This is a genomic window from Halorubrum rarum (assembly GCF_048380895.1).
GTDB lineage: Archaea > Halobacteriota > Halobacteria > Halobacteriales > Haloferacaceae > Halorubrum.
In genome coordinates this window covers 75,640-95,904 of sequence record NZ_JBLWMN010000011.1, presented here as the reverse complement: position 1 = coordinate 95,904, position 20,265 = coordinate 75,640, and the positions used below count along the sequence as shown (strand labels likewise).

The 20,265-nt window shown below is 67.2% G+C and carries 20 protein-coding genes; 5 read left to right on the top strand and 15 right to left on the bottom strand.

All coding sequences use genetic code 11. From position 1 onward, the window contains the following. Positions 1-53: 53 nt before the first annotated feature. The 9 genes from ACNSN7_RS10335 to ACNSN7_RS10295 form a co-directional block, all read right to left on the bottom strand. Positions 54-1,712, bottom strand: a complete 1,659-nt coding sequence (locus tag ACNSN7_RS10335) for a flippase (protein WP_418282198.1) — start codon at positions 1,710-1,712, stop codon at positions 54-56. Then, entirely contained in the window at positions 1,713-2,120 is a 408-nt protein-coding gene (locus ACNSN7_RS10330) for an FxLYD domain-containing protein (protein ID WP_418282197.1), read from the bottom strand. Between the two features lie 77 nt (positions 2,121-2,197). Continuing rightward, complete coding sequence (locus ACNSN7_RS10325; protein WP_418282196.1) at positions 2,198-2,929, bottom strand: class I SAM-dependent methyltransferase; 732 nt, start codon at positions 2,927-2,929, stop codon at positions 2,198-2,200. 46 nt (positions 2,930-2,975) lie between these two features. Beyond that, positions 2,976-4,028 (bottom strand): ABC transporter permease, encoded by a 1,053-nt coding sequence (locus ACNSN7_RS10320; RefSeq protein ID WP_418282195.1) that lies wholly within the window; start codon positions 4,026-4,028, stop codon positions 2,976-2,978. Continuing rightward, on the bottom strand, positions 4,021-5,967 hold the full coding sequence (locus ACNSN7_RS10315) for an ABC transporter permease (RefSeq protein ID WP_418282194.1): 1,947 nt from the start codon (positions 5,965-5,967) through the stop codon (positions 4,021-4,023). Before ACNSN7_RS10315 ends, ACNSN7_RS10320 begins: the two co-directional genes overlap by 8 nt. Next, a complete protein-coding gene (locus ACNSN7_RS10310) occupies positions 5,964-6,941 on the bottom strand; it encodes an ABC transporter ATP-binding protein (protein ID WP_418282193.1) in 978 nt (325 codons plus the stop codon). The genes ACNSN7_RS10315 and ACNSN7_RS10310 overlap by 4 nt, the downstream gene beginning before the upstream one ends. A gap of 82 nt (positions 6,942-7,023) precedes the next feature. Beyond that, positions 7,024-7,851, bottom strand: a complete 828-nt coding sequence (locus ACNSN7_RS10305) for a metallophosphoesterase (RefSeq protein ID WP_418282192.1) — start codon at positions 7,849-7,851, stop codon at positions 7,024-7,026. Then, a complete protein-coding gene (locus tag ACNSN7_RS10300; RefSeq protein ID WP_418282191.1) occupies positions 7,851-9,395 on the bottom strand; it encodes a hypothetical protein in 1,545 nt (514 codons plus the stop codon). Before ACNSN7_RS10300 ends, ACNSN7_RS10305 begins: the two co-directional genes overlap by 1 nt. Next, positions 9,392-10,666 (bottom strand): Single-stranded DNA binding protein, encoded by a 1,275-nt coding sequence (locus ACNSN7_RS10295; protein ID WP_418282190.1) that lies wholly within the window; start codon positions 10,664-10,666, stop codon positions 9,392-9,394. Before ACNSN7_RS10295 ends, ACNSN7_RS10300 begins: the two co-directional genes overlap by 4 nt. 92 nt (positions 10,667-10,758) lie before the next feature. Here ACNSN7_RS10295 and ACNSN7_RS10290 point away from each other — a divergent pair, with 92 nt between their 5' ends. Beyond that, on the top strand, positions 10,759-11,076 hold the full coding sequence (locus tag ACNSN7_RS10290) for a DUF7510 family protein (protein ID WP_418282189.1): 318 nt from the start codon (positions 10,759-10,761) through the stop codon (positions 11,074-11,076). A 37-nt stretch (positions 11,077-11,113) separates the two neighbouring features. Here ACNSN7_RS10290 and ACNSN7_RS10285 read toward each other — a convergent pair whose 3' ends face one another. Together ACNSN7_RS10285 and ACNSN7_RS10280 are read right to left on the bottom strand one after the other, a co-directional pair. Further along, on the bottom strand, positions 11,114-12,142 hold the full coding sequence (locus ACNSN7_RS10285; protein ID WP_418282208.1) for a glycosyltransferase family 4 protein: 1,029 nt from the start codon (positions 12,140-12,142) through the stop codon (positions 11,114-11,116). A gap of 54 nt (positions 12,143-12,196) precedes the next feature. Next, positions 12,197-12,988, bottom strand: a complete 792-nt coding sequence (locus ACNSN7_RS10280) for a DUF2797 domain-containing protein (RefSeq protein WP_418282188.1) — start codon at positions 12,986-12,988, stop codon at positions 12,197-12,199. A gap of 84 nt (positions 12,989-13,072) precedes the next feature. Between ACNSN7_RS10280 and ACNSN7_RS10275 the strand changes: the two genes are divergently transcribed. Beyond that, the gene (locus tag ACNSN7_RS10275) at positions 13,073-13,429 is read left to right on the top strand and encodes a BsuPI-related putative proteinase inhibitor (protein ID WP_418282187.1); all 357 of its coding nucleotides are present in this window, start codon (positions 13,073-13,075) and stop codon (positions 13,427-13,429) included. A gap of 11 nt (positions 13,430-13,440) precedes the next feature. On the opposite strand, the gene ACNSN7_RS10270 is transcribed toward ACNSN7_RS10275, so the two are convergent. After that, entirely contained in the window at positions 13,441-14,037 is a 597-nt protein-coding gene (locus ACNSN7_RS10270) for an adenylate kinase family protein (RefSeq protein ID WP_418282186.1), read from the bottom strand. Beyond that, positions 14,034-15,128 carry a histidinol-phosphate transaminase gene (gene hisC, locus ACNSN7_RS10265; RefSeq protein ID WP_418282185.1) on the bottom strand — a complete coding sequence of 365 codons (1,095 nt, stop codon included), beginning with the start codon at positions 15,126-15,128 and terminating at the stop codon, positions 14,034-14,036. Before hisC ends, ACNSN7_RS10270 begins: the two co-directional genes overlap by 4 nt. Before the next feature lie 130 nt (positions 15,129-15,258). On the opposite strand from hisC, the gene ACNSN7_RS10260 reads away from it, so the two are divergent. Then, positions 15,259-15,717 carry a transporter gene (locus ACNSN7_RS10260; protein WP_418282184.1) on the top strand — a complete coding sequence of 153 codons (459 nt, stop codon included), beginning with the start codon at positions 15,259-15,261 and terminating at the stop codon, positions 15,715-15,717. Between the two features lie 81 nt (positions 15,718-15,798). Here ACNSN7_RS10260 and ACNSN7_RS10255 read toward each other — a convergent pair whose 3' ends face one another. Then, positions 15,799-16,152 carry a hypothetical protein gene (locus ACNSN7_RS10255; RefSeq protein ID WP_418282183.1) on the bottom strand — a complete coding sequence of 118 codons (354 nt, stop codon included), beginning with the start codon at positions 16,150-16,152 and terminating at the stop codon, positions 15,799-15,801. 242 nt (positions 16,153-16,394) lie between these two features. On the opposite strand from ACNSN7_RS10255, the gene ACNSN7_RS10250 reads away from it, so the two are divergent. Then, positions 16,395-16,964, top strand: a complete 570-nt coding sequence (locus ACNSN7_RS10250) for a DUF7110 family protein (RefSeq protein ID WP_418282182.1) — start codon at positions 16,395-16,397, stop codon at positions 16,962-16,964. A 319-nt stretch (positions 16,965-17,283) separates the two neighbouring features. Here the strand turns inward: ACNSN7_RS10250 and ACNSN7_RS10245 are convergent, their stop codons facing one another. Next, complete coding sequence (locus ACNSN7_RS10245; protein WP_418282181.1) at positions 17,284-18,321, bottom strand: hypothetical protein; 1,038 nt, start codon at positions 18,319-18,321, stop codon at positions 17,284-17,286. 661 nt (positions 18,322-18,982) lie between these two features. Between ACNSN7_RS10245 and ACNSN7_RS10240 the strand changes: the two genes are divergently transcribed. Further along, positions 18,983-20,257 carry an MFS transporter gene (locus ACNSN7_RS10240; RefSeq protein ID WP_418282180.1) on the top strand — a complete coding sequence of 425 codons (1,275 nt, stop codon included), beginning with the start codon at positions 18,983-18,985 and terminating at the stop codon, positions 20,255-20,257. Positions 20,258-20,265 lie beyond the last annotated feature (8 nt).

Here is a 20,265-nt window from a genome sequence, read left to right as displayed (position 1 = left end):
TCGGCCGCCTCGATCGCCGACATCGACCGCCTCAACCGTCCATATCGACCGCCTCAATCGTCGATATCGGCCGTCCGTCGGAGCCGCGCCACGATCGGTTCGGGGGCGACCGACTCCGCGACCCGGACGTCCTCGGGCGTGACCGCACCGACCGCCCGGCCCGCGACGACGTACGCTGAGAGGACGACGATCGGGAGCACGACAGCGACCACGAACCGATCGGGGACCAGCCGGACGACGACCCATCCCGCGGCGAGCGCGGGGAGCCACGCGGCGATCACGCGGCCCAGCGCGGGCGAGAACGGATGGATCCGGCGGTAGTAGTACACCTCCGCCAGCGCCGCGACCCCCGACAGCGACAGCGCGAGCATCGTGCCGAGCCCCGCACCGAGGATGCCGTATCGCGGGACGAGCAGGACGCTGAAGACGACGTTGGCGACGAGCAGGATCCCTGAGTTGATAAACACGAGCCGGGAGTAGCCGAGCCCCTGGAGGAGTGCGCCGTCCGGGCCGCCCGCGGCGATGCTGATGAGGTACCCGACGACCAACGCGAGGACGACGCCGCTGGCGACGGCGTACTGGGGCGTGAACACGATCGAGAGGTACACCTCCGCGCCGAGCACGAGGATCGCGGCGAACGGGAGGGAGAGTCCGAGCACCCATCGGGTCGCCGTCCGATAGCGCTGTTCGACCGCGTTCCCGTCCCGGCGCTCCTCCGCGATCAGCGGCTTGAAGATCGGGGCCAGCGAGGAGAAGAACACGAGCAGGTTCGCCGCGAGCATGTAGCCGACGCGATAGATCCCGACGTCCGCCGACGAGAGGAAGTAGCCGACGACGAAGTAGTCGACCTGTCCCATCACGACGTAGATGACGCCCGCGAGCGCGAGCGGCACGCCGTACCAGAGCACCTCGCGGAACGAGGTCCACGCCGTCCGAGCCCCTTTCAGTGCGTCGTGGCGGACGAGGAGCACGACCCCGAGCGTGATCGAGACGCCCAGCCCGATCACGTACCCGCCGACGACGCCGAGGAGCCCGTAGCCGGCGATAAGCAGGGTCGCGGTGGCGAGCAGCCGGACCGTCGGTCGGGTGACGTCGCGGACGTACACCCGATACTTGAGGCGCTTGATCCCGGCGTAGGCAGCGAGCAGCCCGTTGAACACGGCCAGAAGCGGGAGCGCGATCGCGAGCATCCGGAGCGCGGTCGCGAGCGCGGGCTCGCCGAACAGCGCCGCGAGGAAGTCCGCGCCGACGTACATCGCCGTTCCCGTGGCCAACGAGGTAACGAGGAGGAGCCCGAACACCTGCAGCGTGACGCCGCGGGCCTTTCCGGGTTCGTCGCGGGCGAGGTACTGCGGGACGAAGTAGTCGATGGCGCGGTGGAGCCCGGCGCTCGCGAACACTTGAAGGAGGTGTAACACCGAGGTCGCCAGCACGAACAGTCCGTACACGCCGGGGCTCACCAGCCGCGTAATGAGCGCGACGACGAGGAAGCCGAACGCCTTCTTGATTATCTCCCCGCCGAAGGTGATCCCGCCCTGTTCTGCCATCGTCTCGTCGGACCGATCGTCCGGCTCCGGCCGGTCCGGTTCCGGCCGATCCGGCTCCGGCCGATCTGACTCCGGCCGATCTGACTCCGGCCGATCTGACTCCGGCCGATCCGGCTCCGACGACGCTGACTCATCGGACGGCTCCGTCTCGTCGCTCGGGGACATTTACGGGTTCCTGACGACCTCCACGTCGTAGTCGGTGACCCGTGCAGCCGCCTCGCCGACGCCGGAGAACACGACGGTGAACGGCCAGCGGTCGCCCTCGGTCACGTCGTCGAGGTGTTCGACGGTGGTGTCCAGTACCTCCTCGTCGTCGCCGTAGAACTCGACGCGAACCTCGAGGTACGTGATCGCCTCGTCGCGCGTCCGCTCGACGATTCCCTCGACGGCGACCGTCTCCTCGTCGGTTCCGACGTGCTCGCGGACGAGTTCGCTCTCGACGACCCGCGCGGGCGGCCCGTCATCGTCCCGGGTATCGTCCTCGTCGTCGGGACCGAGGACTGGGGCCGAACAGCCGGCGAGCGCGGTCGACGCGATGGTCCCGGCGGTCGAGAGGAGACGACGACGACGCATTCGTTACCTAAGCGTGGCGGGGCACGGTAATAAGGAACCGGGCACGCCGCCACGGAGCGGCACGGGTTCGACGCGTCTCACCGTCCATCCACCGTTCCGGCGGTGATCCGTGCGAACCCGACGAGCGCACGCTCCGTCCGCGCGTCACGACACCGCTCGTGGACGCGCTCGTGGGCAGCCAGTGCACGTTCGTCGAGTAGTTCGACCGGCGACTCCGGACGCCCGCGACCGCGGCCCGGAGGCGTTCCGAGCCGGACGAGACCCGCGAAAGCGGGATTGAGGCATCGACCGATCGTGTGTGTGCTGCGAGCGAACCCCGCCACGCAGACGCGGCCGTCGTCCGCGTTCGTCTCGTCTCTCCCAGCCACGATCCGACACCAGTCGTCGACGACCGCGGCAGGGTCGTCGAACATGCCGGTGACGAACGTCGCGAGAACCGCGTCGACCTCGCCCGCGGGAGCGATCGTCCGCGGGAGATCGGCGAACGCGACCGGTGGAGCGGCCGCGTCCGCGAGAGCGACGTGGACGTTCCCCCAGCCCGCGGCCGCGATACGGTCGCGTGCCCGAGCGACGACCCCGGACGAGACGTCGAGGCCGATCACGGTTCCCTCGGGACCGACGCGATCCCGGAGGTAGGGGAGGTTCGATCCGGTGCCACACCCCATCTCGACGACGACGTCGCCGCGGCCGGGATCGAGAGCGTCGACGATCCGCTCGCGGAGCCCGGCCACGAGCGGCGTGTCGGTGGCGATCCGGTCGTAGGAGTCGGCGTACCGAGTGTAGTGGCGTGCGGCTCGAAGCGCACTCATGCGGTGTCGTTCGGGCCGTGGAACAAAAACCACCCGTGCGTCGAACTCACCCGATCTCGTCGACGTCCGTCTCGGCGACGAACCGACGGACGCCGAGGTACGTCGCGACCGCGATGGCGACGTAGACGGCGACGGTGAGCGAGATCGCGGCGTCGGCGCTGTCGATAGCGAGCCGGGCGACCGCGTTCGTCGGGCCGCCGGCCATAGCGGTCGCACCGCCGAACAGCGCGAGAACGGCGATCGAGTACAGCAGCTGTGCGGCCCGTCGGTCCGGCGCGACCAGCGCGATCGCGGTCGCGACACCGACGACGATCGCCGTGAACGCCGTCATCAGGAGGAGGATCGAGCCGACGTTCGCGACCGGGGTCCCGTTCGCCTCCAGCAGGAGCAGCCACAGCAGCGCCTGTCCGGGCGCGATCGCGACCGCGGCGAGCGCCTTCCCGTCGACGATCTCCGGCAGCGTCACGGGTGTGACCCGGAGCAGCTCCAAGGTCCCTCGGTCGATCTCCTCGGTGATCGAGTCGACCGCGATCGAGCCGGAGATGAACACGGGCAGGAAGACGAGGAGGGGGATCAGAACGGTGTACGTGAACGCGAAGTAGGGGCTCGACCCGGTCCGGTCGGGAAGCGGAAGCGGCTGCTCGCTCACGAACGCGGCGCGGTCGGCCCGCTCGGCGCGCTCGTACGTCGTGAGTAGCTCCCGGAGCTGAACGACGATCACCGTCGTCTCCACGTTCGAGTCCGGAACGGTCGCCGTCACCGATATCCCGCCGCCGTCGTCGTGCTGTGCCACCACAACCGCGTCGGCGGCGCTGCGATCGAACGCCTCACGAGCCGCCCGTGGCTCCTCGTACCGCGTTACCGACGTCCCGGGCACTTCGTCGGCCGCGCGTTCGAGATCGGCGACCGCGTCGCCCGCGCCCGCGACCTCGATCTCCGCGCCCGCGACCCCGGCCGGGTCGTACATCGAGACGAGCCCGACGACGAGAAACGAGGAGAACGCGGCGATGAACAGCTGGATCCCGATCGCAAGCAGGATCGTCTTCTCGGTGCGGAGCCCGGCGAGCTCTCGTTTCGCGATCGTCAGTCGGCTATCCATGGAGACTCACCACCCCCACGTTGTACGCCGCGTGGATCAGCGTCGCCAACGCGAGCGTGACGGCGTAGTACGCTCGGCTCCGGCTCGCGCCGACCGCGGCGACGACGGTGGCGAACCCGTGGAGCGCGAGCGGCGCGAGGAGGAGTCCGACGGCGACGAGCGGCGAGAGATCGCCGAGCCCGGCGACCGAGCCGAACGCCGCCCGGCCAACGTACAGCTCCGTGAGCCCCACTGCCTGCACGACCGCGGTCGCCTTCTCCGCGAGGAAGAAGCCGAGCCCGGACGCGAGCCCGACCGCGACGGCGACGCGATCGGTCCGTGCGAACACGTCGCGCTCGAAACCGGCGTACAGGTGGACGCTCTTCGCGAGCTCCTCGATGAACGCGATCGTCACGAGCAACACCGGGATCGAGACGGTCACCGGCAGCGCGAAGAGGACGGCGACCGCCAACAGCTCGGCGACGAACACGAACGGGATCGTACACGCCGTGAGCGCTGCGACCGCGCCGAGCGCGCGGATCCGGGGACGGCGAGCAGTGTCGTTCGCGACCGGGATCGCGGAGAGCCGCACCGCAAGCGAGTCGAGGAACTTCCGCGGGACCGGCTTCTGGGTGAACATGTCCTCCTCGCGGTAGACGCCGAGTCCGAGCACGAACAGCAGCCCCGCACTCACGAGGGGCGGTCCGGTCGAGAAGAGGAACTGCCCGACCGAAACCATCTCTCCCTGCAGGTCGAACACGACGAGCGTCAGCGGCGAGACCAGCGCGACGGGCGTCACGTTCGTGAACACCGCGGGGACGAACGCGTACGTCGTGAGGAACACGCTCACCGCGACGGTGACGAACGTGAGCTCCTTGAACGACCGCGCGAACATCGCGCCGACGAACGTCGCCGCGAGGAACGCGACGGCGATCGGAAGGATCGCCAGCACGGAGACGATCCCACCGCCGACCAGGAGCGCGATCAGCGTCGTCACCGCGACCGCGGCCGCGACGTACGGCAGCGTCTTCCCGACGACGATGTCGACCGGTGCGAGCGGCGACACCAAGAGGAGCTCGCCGCGCCGGTTGATGCGCTCGTTGAGCACCGACGAGCCGTACGCCTGGATGAGGACGTTCATCGGAACGAGGAACGCGAACGCCAACACGAGCGAGACGAACGGGAAGGGCGGGGTGATCCCACCCGGCGAACCGACCGACTCGGCCCCGAACGCGCCGCCGCCGATCGACGGGACCGCGAAGCCGCCGTCATCGCCCTCGGCGTCTCCCCCACCGGTCCCGTCAGAGCCACCGTCGAGATCGGCTCCGTCCCCGTCGGATGTCTCACCGTCCCCGTCGGATGTCTCACCGTCCCCGTCGGATGTCTCGTCGTTCCCGTCGTCTCGATCGATCGCGTCACCGTCGGAGCGGTCGTCCGAGGCGGTCGTGTCTTCGTCGCCACCGAGCGTCGCCTCCCCGGTGACGCCGCCGGTCCGATCGACGTACCGGAGCGTGACCGTGACCGGGAACGCGGCCGTCCCGTTCGTCTCGGCGGCGAGCAGTCGCTCGTTGTGAGCCTCGACGGCCTCGCGGAACTCCGCGGCCGCGGCCTCCCCTTTCTGCGTGTCCGTCGCCCGAACGTGGACGGCGTCTCGGTCGCCGTGCACGACGAGGAGATCGACGTCGTCGCCGAGTTCGGCTCCCGCCGCCGGCACCGGCGTGAGCGCGGGCTCGTCGGCCACCGCCTCGGCGTACGGGGAGTCGTCGTCGACGCCGACCCGGTAGATGTCGCGGTCGACGTCGAGCCCGGCGACGCCGGCCGCGAGCCCGACGCCGACGATCGCTCCCGCGACCGCGAGGATCGCGAGGGCGGCGACCGCGGTCCGCCGGTCGAGCCCACCCGTGACCCCCGACGCCTCCCAGCGAGCGACGCGCAGGACGTTCCGGAGCCGGTCTCTCACTCGCCTTCCTCCTCGACGCCGGGTGGAGCGTCCGCGTCACCCGTCCGACGTCCGGGCATGGGTCGGCCGACGACGTCGAGAAACACGTCCTCCAGACTCGGCTCTCGCGTCCGAATGTCGACGACCTCACCGCCCGCGGCGGCGGCGGTCTCGCGGACGCGCTCGACGGCGTCCATCGCGGGCACGACCGTTCGGTGTCGGTCGCCGACCTCCTCGGAGGCGACGGCGGCTCGCGGCTCAGCACCGGGGTCGACCGCGTCGTCCGCGGCGAGCGACACCGGGACGTCGGTGAACACGTGATACGTCGTCTCGCCGTGGCGCTCGCGGATTCCGTCGACGGTGCCGCGGGCGACGATCCGCCCCTCGTTCATGATGACGACGCGGTCGCACACCGACTCGACGTGATACAGGTTGTGCGCGGAGAACACGACCGTCTTTCCCGCCGCGCTGAGTTCGCGAGTGAACGCCAGCACGGCGTTGGTCGTCAGCGGATCCAGTCCGGAGGCCGGCTCGTCGTAGACGAGCACGTCGGGGTCGTTGACGAGCGACCGCGCGATCGCGACCTTGCGTTTCATCCCCTTCGACATGTCGCCGAGGCGGCGCTCGCGGTGGCCGAGTTCGAGCCGGTCGAGCGCCGTCTCGATCCGTTCGGCGGCGACGTCGTTCGGGACGTCGTACAGGTCCGCGAAGAATCCGAGGTACGACAGGGGCGTCATCTCCTCGTACAGCGGCGACTCCTCCGGGAGAAAGCCGAGTTGTCGGCGCATCTCCGGGTCCGAGGAGTCGTAGCCGGCGACGCGGGCCTCACCGGACGTGGGCTCGATGAGGCCGGCGAGCGTCTTCAGCGTCGTCGTCTTGCCGGCCCCGTTCGGGCCGACGATGCCGAACACCTCTCCGTCGTCGACGGAGAAGCTGCTGTCGACGACGGCCGAGAAGTCGCCGTACGTCTTCTCCAGCTCCCGTACCTCGATCATACGACGGCGTCCGCCTCCCGCCGAGTTAAACCCACGGCCGCGGCTATCACCGACGAGAACGACGGGTCGACGGCGGACGCGCTCACACGCGCCGGAACGCGCCGAGCCGCGTCCCGTCCAGCAGGTACGCGTCACCGGACGCGAGCCCTTCGGGGAGGAACGGCGAGAGGAACGACTGCCCGTCGACGTTGATCCACGTCCCGCCGGAGCGCTCGTTGAACGCCGGGAACACGACGAGTTCGGGCGGATCGCGGGCGGCGGCTTCGCGCGCACCGACGGCGGGGTGTTCGTCCCCCTCGGCGCTCGCGTGGTCGGCGAACACCGACGCGTCCGCCGGTCCACGCAGCCACGCGCGCTCGACGCGGGAGCCGCCGACCGCGTCGGACAGTCGGACCTGCGGGTGTTCGTGACCCAGACAGACCACGTCCGCGGCCACGACCTCCGGGGCCGGCCACGTATGGCCGTGAACGATCCCGACGCCCCCGGACTCGTCGCCGTCACCGTCGGCGGACGCCCCGCCGAGAATCCCGCCGGCCGGACCGACGACGTCGAGGTCGTCCGCGAACGCCTCCGCGACGCCCGCGTCGTGGTTCCCCTCGACGAGCGTCATCGGGACGCGTTCGGTCACGCTCTCGATGAGCGCCGTCAACTCGGCGCGCTCGTCGCCCTCGGGGGCCGCGATCCGATGGGCGAGGTCGCCGAGCACGACGAGTCGGTCGGCGTCCGTCTCCCCGAGCAGCCGGTGGATCCGGTCGCGTCGCTCGCCGTCCCGCGGGTCGAGATCGACGCCGCGCTCGTATCGGAGCCCGATCTCGATGCCGGCGTGGACGTCGGCGACGAGCAGCGCGCGTTCGTCGCCGAGATCCGCGACCGCGGCCGGTTCGCCGACGACCGGCTCGACGCGCGCCATCAGATCGCTTTCAACACGCCGTCGCTCGGCTCGTAACACTTCCCGCCCATCAGCGCGTCCTCGATGGCCCCCGCCACGTCGCTCGCGTCCGCACCGTACTCGGCGACGACCGCGTCGACGACCGCGTCGTGAGCCGCCCCGTCGCCGTCGTCCAGCGACTCCATCGTCTCGACGACGACCGTTTCGAGATCGATGTCGTCGGCGGGCTCGCTCGCTTCGTCGCCGGCGTCCGTTTCGTCGCCCGCGGACCCGGACGCAGCGGGGTCGTCGCCCTCGACCGGTTCGTCCGCGTCGGTGCCGGCGTCGTCCTCGGGCACCGACTCGGGACCGGGCGCGTCGATGTCGGCTTCGCCGGGGTCGTCGACCTCGGACCCCGTCGAGAACTCCGTCCCGAACTCCGATTCGATCTCCTCGCGCTCGTCGTCGTCCATCTCGTACATCTCGCCCGAGAGGGTCGCCTCCGCGTCGTCCGCATCGTTCGCATCCCCCGTCTCCCCCGTGTCGTCGAAGTCACCGAGACCGACGTCGTCGCCGGCTTCCGGTGACCCCGTCGGCTCCTGCTCGGGGACGGAGGAGCCGGCGTCGGACGTGGCTTCGTCTCCCTGCTCGGGCTCTGAGTCGGGCTCGGGCTCAGGCTCCGGCTCCGGCTCCGGTTCCGGCTCAGGCTCCGGCTCCGATTTGGGTTCGGGCTCAGGCTCCGGCTCCGTCTCCGAGTCCGGCTCCGGCTCGGGCTCGGGATCCGGTTCGTCGTCGTCGAGCGTCTCGCCCGCCGCACCGTCCGTCTCACCTGCCCCGTCGACCGCCGTCGCCTCCACGGTCACGTCCGTCTCGGGGAGCGGACCGACGGTGACCTCGCCGCCCTCGTTCGGCGCGAGGTCGGGTCGTCGGACCTCCTCGCGGTCGCCCGCGATCAGTTCGAGGGCGTCGACGGCGAGCCGCCGGATCGCCTCGACGTACGCAGGCGTGGTGTCGTAGTGCTCGAGTGCACGAGGGATTCCCGCCGCGATCGACGCCGGTGCACCACCGGCCTCCAGGGCATAGCGAAGGTCCTCGCCGCGCAGGGCCGACTCCTGAGCCAGCCGGAACACCGCGAGGCGGTCGAGCGTCGACGCCGCGGCGGAGACGACCCACCGGTCCCGCGTGTCGGCGTCGACCTCGTTGATGCTCTCGGGCCGGACGGAGGTGAACACCCGATCGGAGTCGTCGGGCTCGAACGTCCGGGCCTTCCCCGTCAACGCGACGAACGTCGGCGGGTCCGCGCGCTCGAGGAACGTCTGCGCGTCCGGCTGGTACTGACCGGCGTAGGTGACGAACGCGCCGGAGGGGTCGACGATCCGGCCGCGACGCGTGTCGTCGTTGATCCGCTCGACCTCGGTGAGCACGCCCGCGACGAACAGGCGGTTGACGCGCGCGCCGGTCGGCGTGACCACGTAGTTCGGGGCTCGCTCCTCGTCGCTCTCGGAGTACGACAGTGACGCGTCGTCGAACTCGGCGGCGAACGGGCGGTAGGCGACCTCCCGTGCACCCGGGCCGTCGTCGCTCATTCGGCCACCTCCGCGAGCGCCTCGCGGGCGGCATCGGCCGGATCGTCGTCGGCGAGCTCGAACTCCGCGGCGTCGAGGTTCGCGCCGTAGTCGTCGACGGAGAGGTTCCCCCGAACGCGGTAGGCGCGTCCGACGAGCGTCTCCGCGATCGAGTCGGCGACGACCTCCTTGTCCATCGCGTCCTTCGCGGCCGCGAGCGCGTCCGACAGGCCGCCGCCGTACACCTCGGCGGTGAGCTCGTCGTCGAGTACGACGGTGACCGTGTCGGTGCCGTCGTCGAGGATCGCTTTCACCCGGAGGTCGTCCTCGGTGTCGACCTCGCCGTGGCTCCGACACTGACCGCCCTGTGCGACCCGTCCGCACTCCGGACAGCGCTCGATGAGCCCCGAGCCGTCCCGGATCTCGAGGACGTTCCCGACGACCTCGACGTCGAACATCCCGCCCGACCCGACCGCGTCGGCGACGGAGAGTCGGGGCGCGTCCTCGGCGACCTCGACCGGGTCCGGAAGCGGCGTGGTCTCGGTGAACTCGGTGAGGTTGATCGAGGGAACGCCGCGGAACTCCCGGACGTACACGTCCTCGATCCGGAGGTCGGCCCCGGGCTCGACCTCGGGGCGGGGGTTCCAGTCCGTGAAGGGGAGCTTCGCGGTCTCGTCGCCGAGGACGCCCTCGCGGATCACGGTCTCCCCGTCGCGCCCGGAGATCGTCTTCTCCTCGGCTTCGAGGATCCGAACCTCGACGTTTCGGCCGCGGTCGCCGGCCCTGATGTCGACGAGGCTCCGGTCGCCGCCGATCGTTTGGTCGACCGCGACCGTCTCGTCGGCGACCGCGACGGTCGTCGACTCGTTTACGTTGAGCTCCGGCCTGCCGTCCCACTCGCGGACGCCGGCGTTGCCGATCGTCAGCGAGTCGCCCGGCTCGAAGCCGAAATCCTGCCATGCGGTGTACGAGATCACGCCGGTGTCGTCGGCGATCTCACCCTCCCGGATCGTGATGTCGTCGCCCTGATAGCGGATCGTTCGGGTCCCCGCGGAGAGCACCCGGACGGTGACCGTCACGCTCCCGTGGTCGGTGGTTATCTCACCGACGTCGACGGTGTCCGGCGTCGGCGACGAACCGCCGCCTCCGCCGCCGTGTTTCCGGCGAACGCTCTGTTTTGCCTCGTCGATCGGGACGCTGTACTCCAGTAGGTTCCGTAGGTCGGCCTCGACCTCCTCTTTGTCTACGCCGAGGTCGGAGGCGAGCTCCTCGGCATGGTCGTTGACGTCCATCGGACCGAGGTTCGACGCGACCACACAAAAGGTTGCCCACGATTATCCCGCGCGTCGGCACACCTAAGCGGCTCCCGCACAGAGCGATCCGCATGTCAGCAGTCGACATCGACACCCACGTCACGGACGACCGCACGGTGATCGACGTGAACGGGACGCGCGACGTCGCCATCGTCGCCCGGTCGGCGGCCGGGGAGCGAGTGTTCCTTCCCCCGGAGGGGTTCGACGAGGACCTCGAGCCGTCGACGTACCGATCCCCGTACCAGAGCGCTTACAGCCGGAGCGACGACACCGAGAGCCCGTACCGCGAGGCACCGGAGAGCACGCGCGGCGTCATCGAGACGGCGGAGGGGTTCCGCGTCCTCTACGACGAGCCCGTCACGGAGATCGACGTGTATCGGGAGATCTGAGCCGGACCGACCCCCTGGAAACGACACGGCGAGCCGACTACGCGACGTCCTCGTACACCTCGAGGGTGTCCTCTGCGACCGCGGACCAGTCCCGGCGCTCGTACTCCGGCAGCGACTCGCGGTCGAGCGCCTCGTCGAGCCCGTCGACGATCGACTCGGAGTCCGGAACCACCTCGACGAGACAGCCCTCCGGCAGGATCTCGGCGGCCCCGCAGCGCGTCGAGACGACCTGCGTCCCGGCCTCCAACGCCTCCGTGATCGTGATGCCGAACGGCTCGGCGAGCGACGGCGAGACGAACGCGTCGGCGGCGGCGTAGTAGTCGCCGAGCTCCGCCTCGGGGACGTAGCCGACGAACTCGACGCGGTCATCGATGCCGACCAGCTCGACGAACCGCTTCAGCTGTTCGGTCTGGTGACCGGACCCGCCGACGACGAGCGTGGGGTCGTCCCGCCGGAGCTTCTTCATCGCGTACAGCAGGTGCGAGATCCCCTTCTGGTCGGTGTGTCGGCCGACGAAAAAGAGCATCTCGCCGTCGATCCCGAGGTCCGCACGCACGTCCGTGCCGGAGAACTCCGGCGTCGAGAACCCGTTGTACACGACCCGCGAATCGGCGTCGTACAGTTCGCGAATGTCCTCGCGGACGATCTCGCTGACCGCGATGTTGCAGTCGGCGGCGTTCGCCAGCCGCCGCTCCGCCTCCACCTCCCGCTGTGGCGGGTCGATGTTGCGGTCGCTCGCCAGGGAGTGGAACGACGACACCCACGTCGCGTCCGACGCCTGCGCGGCGCTCCGACCCGGTCCGTAGCCGAACCAGTCGTGGGTGTGGACGACGTCGTACTCCGGAGCCAGTTCGACGAACCGGTCCGAGAGGCGACCGACCCGGGTCGCGATGTCCCCCTTGCCCGTCTCGACCCCTTCGACGCCCGGCTCGTCCGCCGGGGCGAGTTCGGCGGGCAACACGAGCTTCGCGTCGACGCCGAGGTCGTCGCGCAGTCCGGAGAACAGCTCGCCGACGTGGACGTCGAGCCCGCCGGTGATGTTCGGCGGATACCCCCATCCTAACATGAGAACGCTCGGTGACATACCGCTCCGTTGTTCGGGTCGCTACTTAGGTGTGGCTCACCCGAACGCGCCGAGGCTCGACTGGAGCTCCCGATCGCGCGGCTCGTCAGTCAGCTCGTAACCGACGAGGTCCCTGGCGTCGACCGCGTACGACGAGCCGCCGCGGTCGAGGACCAGCACCCGGCCCGTCCACCCGCGGACCTCGCCCGCGGCCATCGTCTCCGCGACCGGTCGGTCCGCGAGCGCGAGCCCGTGATCGAACGCGTACGTCTCGATCGGGTCGAACCGGTCGAGCACCGCCCGCCACGCGTCGTCGTCGACCGACCGGCCCAGTCCGGCGATCTTCGTCGGGACGCGCACGCGGCCGACGAGGTCGTCCGCGCTCGCCAACTCCGCCTCGACCTCGCGGGCGACCCGTCCGTCCGGGAACGTTCGGAGGTGTGCCGCCCGGTCCGCGCCCTGCTCGCGGAGCCGGGTGTCGAGCCGCCACTCGCGGGTCACGCCGACCTTGAACACGTCCGGCGCGAACGCGGCGAGGTACATCGCATGTGTGTCGTGACAGTCCATCTCGTCTTTCAGACACGTCCCGGTACAGCGGGCACACACCCAGACGTCCGTGTGAGCGTCGCAGTACGGTGCGTCCCCGTTCCCGCAGGCGAGGTGCTCGCCGTCGTGGATCGTCCCCGCACAGTGGCGGTCGCCGAGTCCGAACGCGAGCTCGGTTCCCGGACCCGCGTCGACGTACTCAACGTCTCCGTCGGACGCGACGTAGAACCCGCCCGCGATGGCGTCTCCACTGATGCCGTTTTGATCCCCGGGAACCCCCGTGTCGTACCCGACTACCTGCACGGAACGAGGTACGCGAACCGTCGACTTAGGGGTGCCGTTCGATCGACGGTCGGGATCCCGATCGTGGTCGCTAACGGCCGAAGGGTGGGAGACGTGCGGATCCGCGCGGACGGCGGATGGATCGAGGACGGACCGAGGACGGACCGAGGACGGACCGAGGACGGACCGGCCACGCTCACGTTTCCGACCGGCCAACGTGCGGAGTTCACCGCGTATACGCAGGACGCGGACCCCGACGGTGACCACCGCGCTATCGTCTGGTGCTACGGCGATAAACGGCCGTTTACGCAGGCTCTCGGGACGGAGACGCTGGATCTACGGGCATCGACGACGTACGAGGCGACGTGGTCGGACCCGCCGAGCGGGGAGTTTCGGACCGTCGACGAACTCGTCGCGGCGGACACCTCGGACCGCACGAGCGCAACGGTCGTCGTCGAGTGACCGGGATCCGTTTATAAGTAGTCGGTAAAATCGACGGTCCCCGCGCTCGGCTCGCGGGTCCCCTCGATAACGGCTCGGATCGCCTCGGCGACGGCGTCCGGGTCGGCGTCGGTCGTGTCGATCTCGTAGACGTTCTCCATGCCGTGTTCGGCGACCGCCTCCGAGAGGATCACGTCGAGCGCCTCCGACTCCGCGTTCTCCCGCACCTTCGTCTCGGGCTCGCCGCGCTCGACGAGCCGGTGTGCTAGCCGGTCAGGATGACAGCGTAACACGACCACGCGGTCTGCCTCGAACCGGTGAGCGAGATGTGAGTCGAGCACACCCGACCAGTCGCCGAGGCGTTCGGCGATCGCCTCCAGGTCCGCGACGAGGGTGTCCCGCTCCTCGTCGCGCTCCGTCCACAGCTCGTCGTTCCCCTTGATCAGGTCGTTGAGGTGGACGACGTCGTACTCGTCGACCAACAGCGCCGTCGCGGTCGACTTGCCGGTTCCGGGGGTGCCGGTGACCGCGACGCGGTCGGCGACGGTCCGCGCGCCGTCGGTGCCTCGTCCGCCACCGTCGTCTCGAGCGTGGTCCGCGTCTCGAGCATCGCCCTCGTCCCGTCTCACGCGTGAACACCGAGGTCCAGGTCCGCGAGCGTCTCGTTGAGCCGGTCGACCGCCTCGCGGGTCCCCTCGCGGGTCCCGGTCGAGATCCGCACGCAGGTCGGCAGCCCGAACGAGGAGCAGTCGCGGACGATGACCCCGTTCCGCTGGGCGGCCTCGGCGACCGCCTCGGCGTCGCCGACCTCCGCGAGCACGAAGTTACCGGCGGAGTCGTAGGTGTCGGCGTCGAGCTCGCTCGCGATGTGCTCGCGCGCCCAGCGCGCGCTGTCGACGGACGTTTGGACGTGGTCGTCGTCGTCGAGCGCCGCCAGCGCGGCACGGCAGGCGAGCTCGCTCGCGGCGAACGGCGTGTTGACGCGAGCGTACGCGTCGCTCCACTCGTTCGGGACGACCGCGTAGCCGACCCGGAGCCCGGCGAGCCCGTACGCCTTCGAGAACGTCCGCAGGACGGCGACGTCGTCGCGGTCCTCGAGCAGGCTCACGGCGCTGTCGGTCGCCGCGAACTCCCCGTACGCCTCGTCGACGACGACGAGCGTCTCGGCGGCCGTGGCGTCCGCGAGCGCGCGTACCTCGTCGAGGGACATGACGGATCCGGACGGGTTGTGCGGTGACGTGACGTAGACGATCCGCTCGCCCGCGTACGCCGAGAGGACGGTTTCGGCGGTCTGCTCGAAGTCGTCGTCCGCGGAGAGCTCGTACGCGTTCACCCCGCCGTGGTGATACCGCGAGGACATCCCGTAGTAGGCGAACCCGGGCTCGGGAACGAGGATCCGATCGTCCGGCTCCAGCATGGCGCGGGAGAGGTAGTCGATCGAGCCGTCCGCGCCGGGCGAGAGCCACACCTGCTCGTGGTCGACGCCCCACTCCGCGGCGATCCGGGCCGTCAGATCGGCGTGGGAGGCTTTCGGATAGACGCTGATCCCGTCGGCGTGCTCGCGGATCGCGGCGACGGCGTCCGGGCTCGCGCCGTGCGGGTTCTCGTTCGAGGAGAGCTTGATCAGGTCGTCGGGGTCGAGTCCGAGGTCGCGAGCGACCTCCTCGATGCCCCGACCCGGCACGTACGCCGAGTGCGTGGAGAGATCCCGTGGCTGCATACCCCGCTCTCGGCGACCGCCGGCCTTAAGAGTGATTGAACGGGGCCGAGACGCCGACTCGATCGCCGGCCGATCCCCGACCGTTCCGACATCGGTTGCTTATAAGGAGCGCCGGGGTGGACAACGCTGTATGAGTCTGATCCATGCGGTGATGTGGTCGCTCCACGTCGGATTCGCGATACTGTGGACCGGCAGCGTGCTGTTCGTGACCGTTGCGGTGCTTCCCCCGGCGACCCGCGGGGAGATCGGCGCGGACGCCATCGGCCACGTCGTCGGCCGCCTGCGCTGGATCACCCGGATCGCCGCGGTCGCGTTCGTGGTCTCCGGCGGCCACATGGCCGGGAACGTGTACACCGTCGAGACGCTCACCGGCACTGGATCCGGTCACCTCGTGTTGACGATGATCGTCCTCTGGCTGCTGATCACGGGACTCGTCGAGGCGGCAGGCGGCAAGCTGACTCGCGGTCTCGACACGGGCAACGTCCGGGGTCCCGCCCGAGCGGCGAAACCGTTCTTCTACGGCGCGGCCGCACTCTCCGTGGTGCTGATCGTCACCGCGGGGCTGCTGGCGAATCCGTTCGGGTTATAAGTGATCTCGCGGAGGCGACGCGCGCTCTCGGGATCCGGGGCGGTGGCTCATACGACGGCCCGGCTCATACGACGGCCCGACTCACACGAACGGGACGCCGACCGCGTCGGTCACGCCCGCGAACGGCAGGACCGTAAGCACGAGGATCGCCGATCCCCACGCGATGAATCCGATGATCCCGGCGTTCAGCCACGACGTCCCGTAGCGGCGTCGAATCACCCAGATCCACGCGATGAGTGGGATGAACTCTCCGACGACTGGCACCCACGACAGCAACAGCTCTGAGACACCCCAGACGATCGCGCCGACGAGCGCAGTGAACACGGCGTGACCGTACTCCTTGGTGCCGGTGACGACGCTGGCAGCGATGAAGATCGCGAGCCCTCCGACCAACAGGCTCACGAGAAAGGCGACGAGCGACCCGATGAGACTCATGTCCGAGCCGTTCGACCGAAGCCACTTCATCATATCGTACCCTGGACGCGGCACGACCGACCTCCCCTCGCCGGCATCGACCCGCAGTGACGTGGACCGAACCCGTCGACCGCGAGCGGATCGTCCCGTGGAGATCGGAAGGGCAGGCCATATAAGCCCACACCCCCTATGTAAGGTAGGTGCAGTCGCTTCCGCCCGCGTCGCGACGACCGGTTCGACCCCACCAACCCACCCTATCAACAATGTCAGGCCGTGTGTTCCGACTTCACTCGACGCTCGAACTGCCACTCGAAGACGTAGAGGCGTACTTCGAAGAAGACCCCGATCTTCCCCCGGAGATCGACGACATCGACATCACGCGTCGAAACAACACCCTCATCATCAAAGCGATCTCCGACGATGAGACGATCAGCAAGTACACACCGACCGCACAGCTGAAAGCGTCGGTTACAGAGACTCGCGTGTACGAGGAGGAACCCCCACGAGCCGGCGGCCCGCAGTGGATGGACGACGAGGAGGAGGAGATCCCCTCCGAGCTCGTCGAGTTCGCCTGTTTCAAGGGCGACCGAGAGACCGTGCTCCAGAACACCGCGCTGCAGTATCCGATGTTCTTGGTGTTGCGCGAACTGGCGACGCGCGCTGAAAAGGGGACCCTGACCGCGATCACCGAGGAGAACGACGAACTCGAGGCGACGCGGATCGTGGAGGGTGAAGCGCGACCCGCGAGCGTCGAGGTCGTCGAGAGTCCGCAGGGCGCGGGCGACGGCGACGGCGGCGTCAACTGGCGGGACAACAAGTTCATCAGCGATTGAAGTTACAGATAATCTCTGTGAAAATCCGGCCTAAGACTCCGCGAGATTAAATCCCTGCGTCGCCATGCTCTGAGTCGATCACACTTCTCCGAGTAGGTGCGCGTCCCGTGTTTGAGTCGGTCAATAAGTTTTGTCTGCGTGATCCTCAAAATGGCAGAGAATCGCTCTCACTGCTTTCTCAGGAATTAGCAGGGCCCTCTCGGATAGGATAAACGTTGGTCAGGGCGTACTCGATAAGCACTATGTCAGGAAGGATGAGTCGCTGAAGGTCAAGCAGAGACGCGACTACATCAATGGAATCTCAAAGCGGTTCCGACGGTCACGAGAATCTGTTCTTAGGAACGTCTCTTTTCTTTGATTTCAAAGAGGTGTCCCTCAGTTCCTCATCAAACTCCTCATAGATCTTCAACTGTAACTCTTGGCACGCCTCATACATCTCATTAGCCTCCTGATTCGAGGCCATATACTCCGCATGAGCAACTTCACATCGGATCTGTTTGTAGGCGCGGTTCCACCGGTCATATTCATCCATCGTTCTGAAGTCACAACTGAGATGTTGATCGAAGTAGTTGAAGGCCTGGCCTAATGGGACATACTCCCCATCATCAGTCATAAGTTCTTCCGCACGCTTCTCGCTATATTCTTGCTCTAAGAGAGTGAGACAAGCATGTTTCACCCAAATCTCGAAAAGGCGCTGAGCGTTGAGGACAGCAAGATTATATTCGCGCAGTGATATTTTGTTGAGAGTTTCTGATTCTAACTCTTGGTAAAGAGGTAGTTCCTTCTCTGTTCTCAAGAAGCCCCGAATTGCCTCTTCTTCCCCTTGCTCAATCGTCGATCCGAATCCCTCAAAAGGAGAATTAGAGTAGTGATACATCACTTCCTTCTCTTCGCCATCTTCTTTGAACTCCTTTATACCGAATGAGAATATCTCATAGGGAAGGAGATTTCTCATCCAGTAGCTCACTTTAACATACTTATAGACCCTGAGAAAGCGATTTATAGCGGTGACAGCCGCTTCTACGATGAAACCACGAAAGTCATCTGTGTTACTTCCGCCGTGATATACGACGCTATCGGGGGGAGATTTTTCAATTCGCTCCTCTGGGATTTCATCAATTAATCTTTCGTCAAAGTGGACACGAACAGCCGTCTCAGATACATTCCCAAGTCGATCTCCAATCATCTGACCGGCGATAACGGGACCTCCTGACTTCTTTGGAATCTTCTTGAAATAGATAGCTGCTGGAATCCCGTCTAACCCAACTCGATATGGTTCTGATTCTCCTTCGAGCGAGTCCTTTACTTGCAAGAGATACGGTATACGGAAATCGACGAAGATCTCCTTAATATCCATGGGACGACATTCGTATCTTCGCAGTATAAACATTCGTGGCCGATGACACTCTCCCTTCTCTCACGGCACTCTATCTCGTTCTCAGCAAGTTCAGCTATTAACAAACGATCTCTATTGATCATAGGCCGACATGAGCGGGTTTCTACTGAATCTCACTGAGAAAAGACAGTTTGAGCAGACTCATGGCTCTCGCTCGCCGCTCTTAACTGGTTATGGACCTTTTAGCCGTCTCAAGACAGAGGACCATCGACGAGTTCTCCGGCGAAATTCGATTCAAGATCACAAGACAGGAACCCTCCCAGTTCATGTCTCTATGATATAAATAAAATAAACAATATGTCTTAAATAAATATGTGAATTGTATGTCTGTTCCCTGACTACATGATTTTTTTGACCGAAGAATGCTTAACAAATCATCTCGACGTCCTCGACGACGGCTCTCTCGAACCGAGCAGCTCACTTCTTACGATCGACCACGGAGCCGCCCGAAGGAGACCACCGCCCCGAACGCCCGAGCCGATGCGATCCGCGTCGTCTGACGCCCGCAGGTTCGGGAAAGAAGCGCCGGATCGTACAGACGGATACCCGTCCGCACTGAGAATGAATCAATCGAATGTGGTCTCCACTCAGCGGCTTTCGCGATCTCGCCGAACCGAAGAACGTGACGCTCATCAGTGCGACACACGGGGTCAACGAGTTCTTCTCGATCGCGATCCCACCGATCATTCCGTTTCTGGTCGCCGATCTCGACATCACCTACACCGAAGGAGGACTTCTCTTGACCGTCTTCTTCGTGATGTACTCCGTGTTCCAGCTCCCGGCCGGCGTGATCGCGGACCGAATCGGAAAGAAACGGCTCCTCGTCGGCGGGCTGATCGGGATGGTCCTCGGACTGTACCTCGCCTCGATGGCCGACAGCTACGAGGCGCTCGTGGCGTCCCAGGTCATCGCCGGGATCAGCGGGAGCACCTACCACCCGACGGGGATGTCGCTCATCAGCGACTTCGAGACCGGCTCGACGGAGGGGAAGGCGATGGGCGTGTTCGGGTTCTTCGGGATGGCGGGCGTCGCGGGCGCACCGCTCGTGATCGGCGGGCTCGCAGGGGTCCTCGACTGGCGGTTCGGGCTCGCCGTCGCCGCGACGCTCGGACTCGTGTTCACGCTCGTGTTCGCGGTGCTGTTCTCGGAACCGGAGTCGAGATCCCCAGACGTCGCTGGGAGTGACACCGGCCCAACCAGCGCCGACGCCGACGATCGGGCGCTCGACGACCGCGACGTCGGAGACGGTACCGCTCCCGGATCTCGGTCGACCATCGAACGGCTTCGTGCCGGCGTGACGGGAGTGCTTCGCGTTCCGTTGACCGCGACGGTGCTCCTGCTCCTCGTGATGACCGTTCTCGTTTCGCTCCAGACGCGTGCGATCATGACGTTTACGACGTCGTACGTCGCCGACACGACGGGGGGGACGGCGACGCTCGGCAACGCCGTCTTCTTCGTCATGCTCGTTTCGGGCAGCGTCTCGTCGCTGTGGGCGGGGAGTCTCGCCGACCGAGTCCACCGCGGCCTCCTCGGGGTCGGCGTCTCCGTCGCGACGGCCGTGCTGTTGGTCGTGACGTATCTCCTCGTGAGCGGGAGCGGAGCGCTTCCGGAGGAACTCCTCGTCGGGGCGCTCGTCGTGCTGTTCTTCGTCATCGGGCTGGCGATGTACGCCTGCGTTCCGGTGAAGAACGCGATCATCTCCTCGGAAGCCGAACGGGAGTTCAGCGGGAGCCTCTTCGGACTGACCCAGACCTCCTCCGCCGTCGGGAGCGCCTCCGGACCGGCCGTGTTCGGGTTCCTCGCGACGGAGTTCGGACTGGCCATCGCCTATCCGCTTATCGGCAGCGTCAGCCTGCTCATCGGTGCCGCGTTCCTACTTTTGTCACGCGACACGTAGGCACCGAA

What these genes read in the sequence shown, in the direction of transcription:
- ACNSN7_RS10335 (WP_418282198.1), bottom strand. Translation starts at nt 1,712, where the DNA reads ATGTCCCCGAGCGACGAGACGGAGCCGTCCGATGAGTCAGCGTCGTCG.
- ACNSN7_RS10330 (WP_418282197.1), bottom strand. Translation starts at nt 2,120, where the DNA reads ATGCGTCGTCGTCGTCTCCTCTCGACCGCCGGGACCATCGCGTCGACC.
- ACNSN7_RS10325 (WP_418282196.1), bottom strand. Translation starts at nt 2,929, where the DNA reads ATGAGTGCGCTTCGAGCCGCACGCCACTACACTCGGTACGCCGACTCC.
- ACNSN7_RS10320 (WP_418282195.1), bottom strand. Translation starts at nt 4,028, where the DNA reads ATGGATAGCCGACTGACGATCGCGAAACGAGAGCTCGCCGGGCTCCGC.
- ACNSN7_RS10310 (WP_418282193.1), bottom strand. Translation starts at nt 6,941, where the DNA reads ATGATCGAGGTACGGGAGCTGGAGAAGACGTACGGCGACTTCTCGGCC.
- ACNSN7_RS10305 (WP_418282192.1), bottom strand. Translation starts at nt 7,851, where the DNA reads ATGGCGCGCGTCGAGCCGGTCGTCGGCGAACCGGCCGCGGTCGCGGAT.
- ACNSN7_RS10300 (WP_418282191.1), bottom strand. Translation starts at nt 9,395, where the DNA reads ATGAGCGACGACGGCCCGGGTGCACGGGAGGTCGCCTACCGCCCGTTC.
- ACNSN7_RS10295 (WP_418282190.1), bottom strand. Translation starts at nt 10,666, where the DNA reads ATGGACGTCAACGACCATGCCGAGGAGCTCGCCTCCGACCTCGGCGTA.
- ACNSN7_RS10290 (WP_418282189.1), top strand. Translation starts at nt 10,759, where the DNA reads ATGTCAGCAGTCGACATCGACACCCACGTCACGGACGACCGCACGGTG.
- ACNSN7_RS10285 (WP_418282208.1), bottom strand. Translation starts at nt 12,142, where the DNA reads ATGTTAGGATGGGGGTATCCGCCGAACATCACCGGCGGGCTCGACGTC.
- hisC (WP_418282185.1), bottom strand. Translation starts at nt 15,128, where the DNA reads ATGCAGCCACGGGATCTCTCCACGCACTCGGCGTACGTGCCGGGTCGG.
- ACNSN7_RS10260 (WP_418282184.1), top strand. Translation starts at nt 15,259, where the DNA reads ATGAGTCTGATCCATGCGGTGATGTGGTCGCTCCACGTCGGATTCGCG.
- ACNSN7_RS10255 (WP_418282183.1), bottom strand. Translation starts at nt 16,152, where the DNA reads ATGAGTCTCATCGGGTCGCTCGTCGCCTTTCTCGTGAGCCTGTTGGTC.
- ACNSN7_RS10250 (WP_418282182.1), top strand. Translation starts at nt 16,395, where the DNA reads ATGTCAGGCCGTGTGTTCCGACTTCACTCGACGCTCGAACTGCCACTC.
- ACNSN7_RS10245 (WP_418282181.1), bottom strand. Translation starts at nt 18,321, where the DNA reads ATGGATATTAAGGAGATCTTCGTCGATTTCCGTATACCGTATCTCTTG.